The following is an 8,107-nucleotide window of genomic DNA, read 5'->3' on the forward strand; positions in this document are numbered from 1 at the left end:
CCACCGGCCACGCGGCATCAGGTGCGCCGTCGGCACGGAGCGCTCCCGCCCCCGCTTCACCTGCTTGGTCCGCCCGCGCATGCGGGTGGCGGGGCGCACGGGGAGAGTGGCGTCCATGCCCAGTGGACAGGTCGTGCCGCCCGAGTTGGAGCGGGGCGACACCGAGTTCGGCGACGATCTGGGGCGGGGGGCGATCTCGACCGGCTTCCTGCCCGAGCCCGACGCGGTGGACACGCTGCTGCGCGAGACGTACGACCGCTACCTGCCCTCGGACGAGGGACAGGTGGCCGACTACATTCCGGCGCTCGCGGCGGCGGATCCCGGCTGGTTCGCGCTGAGCGTGGCCGTCGCCGGCGGGCGGGTGCACTCGGTCGGCTGCGCGGACCGGTCCTTCTCCATCCAGTCGATCTCCAAGGCCTTCGTCTTCGCCCTGGTCTGCGAGCACCTCGGCCATCTCGGGGCCTGGAAGGCCGTCGGCGTGAACAACACGGGGCTGCCGTTCGACTCGGTCATGGCGATGGAGCTCAACGGCGGCGCCCCGATGAACCCGATGGTCAACGCGGGGGCGCTGGTGACCACCGGGCTGGTCCCCGGGGACAGCGCGGCGGCCAAGTGGACGTTCGTCCAGGACGGTCTGTCGGCGTTCGCCGGACGGTGTCTCGAACTCGACATCACGGTCTACGAGTCCGAGGCCGCCACCAACCAGCGCAACCGCGGGATCGCCCGTCTCCTGGAGAGCTACGGTCGGATGGCCTTCGATCCGCTGGAGACCACGGACGTCTACACCAGGCAGTGCTCCCTGACGGTGTCCACCCGGGATCTCGCGGTCATGGGCGCCACCCTGGCCGACGGCGGGATGAACCCGCTCACCGGCGTCCAGGTCGTGGCGCCCGGCACCTGCCGCCGGGTGCTGGCCGCGATGGCGGCCTCCGGGCTGTACGAGCGGTCGGGCGACTGGCTGTACGACATCGGGCTGCCCGGCAAGAGCGGTGTGTCCGGCGGGATCGTCGCGGTGGCGCCGGGGAAGGGCGCCCTGGCCTCCTTCTCCCCTCCGCTCGACACGGCGGGCAACAGCGTGCGCGGGCAGCGCGCGGCGCGCCACCTGTCCCGCACGCTCGGCCTCAACCTCTTCGCCTCCACGCCGGCGGATCGCGTGCCACGCGTGCCACCCGTGACGCACGAGCGGTGACGGCGGCTACGAGATCCCGGACTGGGACTCGGCCTCGGCACGGTACAGCCGGCGCAGCCGCACCACACCCAGGTCGTGCTGGTAGAGGTTCTCCCGCTGGTCGGCGTCCGCCGGCATGGCCTCCAGCATCACCCGGTCCTGTTCGAGGACCTCCCAGTGCCGCTTCTCGATCAGGGTGCGGTAGAGGAACCGCCAGGAGTCGCGCTGCCAGCCCTCGACCGCGCGATAGCGCCAGAAGAAGACTCCGGTGCGCTCGGCGTCCACCGGGCAGACCATCCCGACGATGCCGAACGGCCCGCCGGGTCCGGCCGAGGGCGGGTAAGGGATGGACAGGTCGACCCAGTCCACACCGGTACGGCACAGCTCCACCCAGTCGAAGTTGACGCCGCGCTGGTCCGTCTTCTCGAAGAACCAGCCCCGGTCGGTCTCGCGGATGCGGAACTTGGCCGTGGTGTCGCCGTCGAACATCGTGTGCGACTCGTGGTGCAGGAACGCGCCGTGCATCGGGTCGAGCAGGTTCTCCACCGCGTACCGCCAGGGCACGTTCCACTCGGCGTAGCAGAGGAAGGCGTCCGTCCCCGGGTCGACGAGCGGTTCGGGGAGGGCCAGCTCCACCGGCTCGGGGTGCTCCTCGTCGCCGAAGTACGCGAGCACCGCGCCCGCCACCTCCCGCACCGGTAGCGACGTGACCAGCCGCTTGCCCTCCAGGCCGCACCCCGGCAGCCCCGGCACGGACGACACCGTGCCGTCCGTCTCCACCTCGACGCCGTGGTACCAGCAGGCGACCCGGTCACCCAGGTGCTTGCCGAGCGAGAGCGGCGCGCCACGGTGCGGGCAGCGGTCCGCGAGCATGGCGAGGGTGCCGTCGGAGCGGCGGAAGAGGAGCCACTGCTCGCCGAGGGCGGTGACCTTGCGCATCGCGCCGGGGGCGACGAAGTGCGAGGGGACGACGGCGTGCCACTGGTTGCGCAGGCCGTGGGCGAGGATGTGGTCCGCGGTCGCGGTCGTCGACAGCGTCATGGTCAGGCTCCCAGTCGGTGGATCTCGGCGCGGAAGGACTGCTCGGTCCACGGCTGCCCGTCGGGGGCGTGGACCTTGCGGGCGTTCAACCCGCGTACGACGTCCGCCAGTTGGTGGCCCTCGTGGGCGAAGACCGCTTCGAGGGTGGCGGCGAGCTGGTACGCGTACGGGCTCGGCTCGCTCGTCCGGCTCTGGTGGATCTCCAGGTAGGGCCAGGTGTCGGTCATGGTGTCTCCAGGCAGCTTGCGGGGGGGAGGAGAGGGATGGGGTCAGAGGTCGAGGACGAGCCGGCCGGAGGCGCACCGCGAGACGCAGATCATCATCGAGGCGTTGGCGGCCCGCTCCGTCTCGCTGAGGAGGAAGTCGCGGTGGTCGGGGGTGCCGTCGAGCACACGGGTCTCGCAGGAGCCGCAGATCCCGTCCCGGCACGAGCTCGGCGCGCTCAGCCCCGCGCTCTCCACGGCGTCGAGGATCGTGGTGTCCGCGCCGACGGTCAGGGTCACCCCGGAGGAGCGGCACTCGACCTCGAACGCCCCGTCGTCACCTGCGCGTTCCACGACCGGTGCGGCGAACCGCTCCAGGCGCAGCCGGTCCTCGGGGCAGCGTTCCGCGACGGCGGCGAGCAGCGGTTCGGGGCCGCAGGCGTAGACCAGCGTGGCCTCGGACAGCTCGGCGAGCGGGGCATCCAGGTCGATGTGGCCGCGTTCGTCCTGCGGAACGAGGGTGATGTCCCCGTCCAGCGCGGCGAGTTCCCCGGTGAACGCCATCGAGTCGCGGTTCCGGCCGCCGTACACCAGGCGCCACCGTGCGCCGCGGCGGGCCGCCTCGCGGGCCATGGCGAGGAGGGGGGTGATGCCGATGCCGCCGGCCACGAACACATAGCCGTCGGCGTCCTCCAGGGTGAAGTGGTTGCGCGGCTCGGAGACCGTGACCTGCTGGCCGGGGCGGAGCGCTGTGTGCACATGGCGTGAACCGCCGCGTGACGCGGGCTCGTTGAGGACGCCGATACGGTACGAGCCCACCTCCCGCGGGTCGCCGCAGAGGCTGTACTGCCGTACGTGGCCGCCCACATGGACGTCCAGATGGGCTCCCGGGGTCCAGCCCGGCAGCGGCTTTCCGTCCGGGTGGACGAGGTCGACGGAGAGGACGCCGTCCGCCTCCCACGTCATGCGGTGGACGAGCAGCCGCAGCGACTTCTCACTCATGGTCTGCCGCCTCCTACTGGCCGGGGATCCGCACGGGCGGAGTGAACGGGTTCTTCATGGGACCGAGCGCCGTGAGGTCGACCTCGACGAGCACCGGACCGTCGGCGGCCACGGCCTCCGCGATCACGGGCTCGGCGTGCTCCTCCGCCGCGATGCGCAGGTACGGCAGACGGCAGGCGCGGGCCAATGCCTCGAAGTCGGGGGTGACGAGGTCGACCCCGGAGCGCCGCTCGGCGTACCGGTCCTGCATGTTGCGCAGGACGCCGTAGCCGCCGTCGTTGAAGACGAGCAGGGTCAGCCGGGGCCGTTCCTGCGCGAGCGTGAGCAGTTCGCCGAGGTGGACGGCGAGCCCGCCGTCGCCGGCGATGACGACGGTGGGGGCGTCGGGGCGGGCGAGCGCCGCGCCGATGCCCATGGCCAGGCCCTGTCCGATGCCGCCGCCGCGCGGGAACACGTTGTCCCTCGGGTCGTACATCTCCAGCAGCCGGTTGCCCCAGCTGCTCGACGGGATCGTGACGTCCCGGGCGACGACCGCCTCGCGGGGCAGTGCGGCGCGGAGGGCGTCGCAGATCGCGGCCTGGGGTCCGATGCCGTCGTGCAGTGCGGCACGCACCTCGGCGCGTACGGAGGCGACGCGCGCGCTCCAGCCGTCCTCGGCCCGCCGGGCCTGCGGCAGCAGGCCGTCGAGGACGGTGGCGGCGTCCCCGAGCAGGGGGTGGCTGACGGGGAAGACCCGGCCGAGGGCGGCGACGTCCGCGTCGATCTGGATGTGCGCTTCGGGCAGCCGGAGCGTGTAGTCGGCCGTCTCGTTGGAGCGGAAGTGGGTGCCGACGGTGAGCAGCACGTCCGCGTCCGCCAGCAGGGCCCGTACGGCTGGCGTGGTGGCGAAGTTGCCGATGACCTGTTCGTGGTCCTCGGGGACAGCGCCACGACCGGAGTTGGAGGTGACGAGCGCCGCGGCGGTCGCGGCCAGCAGCCGGTCCAGTTGCGCGCGGGCCCGGACCGCGCCGCCGCCGGCCCAGATCACCGGCCGCCGCGCCGAGGCCAACAGCTTCCCCGCCGCGCGCAGTTCACCGTCCATCGGGAACGGGAGGGCGTGTGCGGGGAGTTCGTACGGATCGTCGCTCTGGGCCGCGTACTGGAGGTCGATCGGCCACTCGACGCTCGCCGGGCCGCCGGGCGTGGCCAGCGCGGCGCGGGCCGCCGCGCGCAGGATCCGGCCCGCCCGTTCGGTGTCGGGGACGGTCGCCGCGTACGCCGAGACGGCGGTCAGCATCCCCAGCTGGTCCTTGGTCTCGTGGATGAACCCCCGCCCGCTGCCGAGGAATTCGCTCTCCACCTGCCCGGTGACGTGCAGCACCGAGCTGCCCGCGCTGAGCGACTCGATGAGCGATCCGGCGGCGTTGCCCGCGCCGGTGCCGGTCGAGGTCAGGGCGCAGCCGATCGAGCCGCGCGCCCGGCCGTAGGCGTCCGCCGCGTTCACGGCGGACGCCTCGTGCCGTACGGGTACGAACCGCAGGTCACGGTCGACGGCCTCCACCAGCGGCAGGTTGTGCACGCTGACGATGCCGAAGACGGTGTCGATGCCGAGTTCGCGCAGGACGGCGACGAGGAGATCGCCTCCGTTGTCGTGACGCATGATGTCTCCTCAGAGGATGGAGCGGCCGACGCCGCCGCAGACGTCGACTGCGGTGCCGGTGATGTACGAGGCGCGGGGCGAGAGCAGCGCGACGACGGCGTACGCGACCTCGTCCGCCCGGCCGAGCCGGCCGAGCGCGATCCCCCGGTCGGTCGCGAGTTCCGCCTGCCATTCCTGGTAGCTCGTGCCGGGGTCAGCGGCGGCGTACCGCCGGGCCCACTGGCCGGTGTCGACGAGGCCCAGGCAGACGGAGTTGACCCGGATGCCGTCGGCGGCGAGTTCGGCCGAGAGCGACTTGGAGAGGTTGAGGATGCCCGCGCGGGCGGCGCTGGTGGTGATCAGCCGGGGCTCGGGCTGTTTGGCGAGCACGGCGTTGATGTTGACGACGCTCGCCGCGTCGGATGCGGCGAGGTAGGGGCGGGCGGCGCGCACCGGGTGCAGGACCCCGGCGAACTTGAGCTCCAGCTCGTCGCGCCAGTCCTCGTCCGTCGCCGCGTCGAGCCCCTTCATCCGGGACTGTCCGGCGTTGTTGACCAGCCCGTCGACGCCGCCGAACTCCTCGGCGGTACGCCGGACGAAGCGGCCGACCGCGTCGGCGTCCCGTACGTCGCAGACTCCGGTCAGCAGCCGGTCGCGGCCGGCGTCGCCGAGCGACGCGGCGGCGGTGGCGAGGCGGTCGGCGTCGCGGCCGCAGGTGGCGACGCGGGCGCCCTCGTCGAGCAGGGCGCGGACCGTGGCCAGGCCGACGCCCGAGCTGCCTCCGGTGACCACGACGGTACGGTCGGCGAGGCCCAGATCCATGACATGTCTCCAGCTCAGTTCATGGTGAAGCCGCCGTTGACGGCGATCACCTGTCCGGTCAGATAGCGGGACTCCTCGCCGAGCAGGAAGGAGACGATCCCGGTGAGGTCGTCCGCCTGCTGCGGCCGGGGGACGGCCCGGTGCGCGCGGTAGAGCCCGTGCCGCTCGGCGGGCACGGTCGCGGTCGCCTCGCCTTCGGTCAGACCGGGGGCGACCGCGTTCACGGTGATCCCCCGGTCCCCGAGTTCCCGGGCCATCGCCCGGGTGAGGGCGATCACCGCGCCCTTGGAGGCGATGTAGTGCGCCAGGCGCGGGGAGCCGTAGAGGGCGGCGTCCGAGGCGATGTTGACGATCCGTCCGGGCCGGGCGAGGAGCGGGTGGAGGGCCTTCGCCACCAGCCAGGGGCCGCGGGCGTTGACCGTCATCAGCCGGTCCCACACCTCGACGTCGATGTCCTGGAACTCCTTGCCGCCCACCCCGTTGGCGAGCGCCGCGTTGTTGACCAGGCCGTACAGCGGGCCCATGGGGCGCACGGCGTCCGCGAGCGCCTCCACCGACTCCGGGTCGGCGACGTCGCAGCGTACGAACCGGGCGTCGAGGCCCTCCCCGCGCAGCCCGGCGACGGCGTGCTCGCCCCGGTCCGCGTCCACCTCGGCGACGACGACCCGGAAGCCGTCGGCGCCGGCCCGGCGGGCCATGGCCAGACCCAGGCCACGGCCCGCCCCGGTGACGACGACGACCCGAGGGTCAGTCACGGGTGACACCGTGCATCGGCGAGTACGCGGGGTACGACGGGACCTGCGGCTTCTGCGTGCCGATGACGACACAGAACAGGGCGTCGGTGTCGCCCTCGTTCTTCAGGGAGCGGGTGACTCCGGCCGGGACGACGATCATGTCGCGGTAGCCGAGGGTCCGGTACTCGGCCTCGTCCGGGCCGCGGTGGATCCCGACCTTGACCTCGCCCTCCAGGACGAAGAAGGCCTCCTCGACGTCGTGGTGGGTGTGGGCCGGACCCTCGGCGCCGGGCGGCAGCAGCATGTTGGAGAAGGTGAAGCCGCCGGAGGGGATGATGCGGCTGTCGCCCTCGTGGTTGCCGGTGGCGCCGGAGCCGACGTAGCGGATCTGGCCGCGGCGGTACTGCGGGCCGGCCTTCTCCTGGAAGGAGAGGGTGTCGAAGTCCGCGACCCGGGAGGCCTTCGTGGCGATGAGGGAGTCGGTGTACGCGGCGAGGTCGTCGCCGTTGTCGTACGCGGTGGTGGTCAGAGGCATGGTGACAGCTCCTGTTCGGGGGCGGAGGCAGGGATGGCGGCGGGGATGCGTGCGGTGATACGGAGGTGGGAGAGGATCCAGGCGTTGAAGCGGTCCGGCTGCTCCTGGTTGGCCAGGTGGCCGGCGTCCTTGACGATCACGAAGGCGGTCTTGTGGAGGGCCCCGGCGATGTCCTGGCTCGCCTCGATGCCGGTGACCCGGTCCTGGTCGCCGCAGAGAACGAGCGAGGGCGCGGCGATCGAGGGCAGTTCGGCGCGGAGGTCGGCCGAGGCCATGGACTCGGCGGCGTACGCGTAGCCAGGCAGCCTGACCGAGTCGGCCATGGTGTCGACGACCCGCCGGACGAGGCTGTCCGGGGCGCCGGGTGACACCAGGCGCGGTCCGCGGGCCTCGGCGAAGGCGCGCGGGCCGAGTTCGGCCAGCTCGCCGACGCGGGCCCGCATGCCCGCCGCCTTCGTCGCGTCCGTGCCCGAGCCAGGGCTGGAGTCGGCGACGACGAGGGAGTCGACGAGCTCGGGATGGCGGGTGGCGAGCCGCAGGGCGATCACCCCGCCCCAGGAGACGCCGAGGAGGTGTGCACGCGTGGCGCGCGCACGGATGACCGCGGCGGCCGCGTCCGCGAAGTCGTCGAGGGTGAGCGGGACTTCGGGGTCGGGGGAGGCGGCGTAGCCGGGGGCGTCCCAGGCTACGACCCGTACGTACGAGGAGAGTTCGGCGAGTTGCGGAGCGAAGGCGGCCGAGGACGACCCGATGCCGTGCAGGCACAGCAGCAGCGGCCCGCGCTCGCCGGCTTCCGCGACATGCACGTCGACGCGCCGCTCGGCAAGGACGCCGGGCCGCTCGACGGGGGCGCCGGGCTCGGCGTCGACGCGGACGTCGCCCTGGGCAGGGGCCCGTAGCTCGGCAAGGACGCCGGGCCGCTCGACGGGGCCGCCGGGCTCGGCGTCGACGCGGACGTCGCCCTGGGCAGGGGCCCGTAGCTCG

The 8,107-nt window shown here is 73.1% G+C and carries 9 protein-coding genes; 1 reads left to right on the top strand and 8 read right to left on the bottom strand.

Annotated features, from left to right (window positions below; genetic code table 11):
* The first annotated feature begins 115 nt into the window (after positions 1–115).
* Positions 116–1,189, top strand: a complete 1,074-nt coding sequence (gene glsA, locus Q5762_RS31895; protein WP_315895756.1) for a glutaminase A — start codon at positions 116–118, stop codon at positions 1,187–1,189.
* A gap of 6 nt (positions 1,190–1,195) precedes the next feature.
* On the opposite strand, the gene Q5762_RS31900 is transcribed toward glsA, so the two are convergent.
* Genes Q5762_RS31900 through Q5762_RS31935 form a run of 8 tightly spaced genes read right to left on the bottom strand, consistent with a single transcriptional unit; the run spans position 1,196 to position 7,929 of the window.
* Complete coding sequence (locus Q5762_RS31900) at positions 1,196–2,209, bottom strand: aromatic ring-hydroxylating dioxygenase subunit alpha (RefSeq protein WP_315895757.1); 1,014 nt, start codon at positions 2,207–2,209, stop codon at positions 1,196–1,198.
* Between the two features lie 2 nt (positions 2,210–2,211).
* Positions 2,212–2,436, bottom strand: a complete 225-nt coding sequence (locus Q5762_RS31905) for a recombinase-like helix-turn-helix domain-containing protein (RefSeq protein ID WP_315895758.1) — start codon at positions 2,434–2,436, stop codon at positions 2,212–2,214.
* 42 nt (positions 2,437–2,478) lie between these two features.
* Complete coding sequence (locus tag Q5762_RS31910) at positions 2,479–3,414, bottom strand: PDR/VanB family oxidoreductase (protein ID WP_315895759.1); 936 nt, start codon at positions 3,412–3,414, stop codon at positions 2,479–2,481.
* 13 nt (positions 3,415–3,427) lie between these two features.
* Positions 3,428–5,053 (bottom strand): thiamine pyrophosphate-binding protein, encoded by a 1,626-nt coding sequence (locus Q5762_RS31915; protein WP_315895760.1) that lies wholly within the window; start codon positions 5,051–5,053, stop codon positions 3,428–3,430.
* Between the two features lie 9 nt (positions 5,054–5,062).
* Entirely contained in the window at positions 5,063–5,854 is a 792-nt protein-coding gene (locus Q5762_RS31920; RefSeq protein ID WP_315895761.1) for an SDR family oxidoreductase, read from the bottom strand.
* A gap of 14 nt (positions 5,855–5,868) precedes the next feature.
* On the bottom strand, positions 5,869–6,609 hold the full coding sequence (locus Q5762_RS31925) for an SDR family oxidoreductase (protein WP_315895762.1): 741 nt from the start codon (positions 6,607–6,609) through the stop codon (positions 5,869–5,871).
* Positions 6,602–7,123, bottom strand: coding sequence for a cupin domain-containing protein (locus tag Q5762_RS31930; protein WP_315895763.1), 522 nt, complete (start codon positions 7,121–7,123; stop codon positions 6,602–6,604). The genes Q5762_RS31925 and Q5762_RS31930 overlap by 8 nt, the downstream gene beginning before the upstream one ends.
* The gene (locus Q5762_RS31935) at positions 7,114–7,929 is read right to left on the bottom strand and encodes an alpha/beta fold hydrolase (protein ID WP_315895765.1); all 816 of its coding nucleotides are present in this window, start codon (positions 7,927–7,929) and stop codon (positions 7,114–7,116) included. Before Q5762_RS31935 ends, Q5762_RS31930 begins: the two co-directional genes overlap by 10 nt.
* Positions 7,930–8,107: the final 178 nt, after the last annotated feature.

The organism is Streptomyces sp. P9(2023) (assembly GCF_032436795.1).
In the GTDB taxonomy this organism is placed as follows: Bacteria; Actinomycetota; Actinomycetes; order Streptomycetales; family Streptomycetaceae; genus Streptomyces.

What these genes read in the sequence shown, in the direction of transcription:
- Q5762_RS31920 (WP_315895761.1), bottom strand. Translation starts at nt 5,854, where the DNA reads ATGGATCTGGGCCTCGCCGACCGTACCGTCGTGGTCACCGGAGGCAGC.
- Q5762_RS31930 (WP_315895763.1), bottom strand. Translation starts at nt 7,123, where the DNA reads ATGCCTCTGACCACCACCGCGTACGACAACGGCGACGACCTCGCCGCG.
- Q5762_RS31915 (WP_315895760.1), bottom strand. Translation starts at nt 5,053, where the DNA reads ATGCGTCACGACAACGGAGGCGATCTCCTCGTCGCCGTCCTGCGCGAA.
- Q5762_RS31900 (WP_315895757.1), bottom strand. Translation starts at nt 2,209, where the DNA reads ATGACGCTGTCGACGACCGCGACCGCGGACCACATCCTCGCCCACGGC.
- Q5762_RS31910 (WP_315895759.1), bottom strand. Translation starts at nt 3,414, where the DNA reads ATGAGTGAGAAGTCGCTGCGGCTGCTCGTCCACCGCATGACGTGGGAG.
- Q5762_RS31905 (WP_315895758.1), bottom strand. Translation starts at nt 2,436, where the DNA reads ATGACCGACACCTGGCCCTACCTGGAGATCCACCAGAGCCGGACGAGC.
- glsA (WP_315895756.1), top strand. Translation starts at nt 116, where the DNA reads ATGCCCAGTGGACAGGTCGTGCCGCCCGAGTTGGAGCGGGGCGACACC.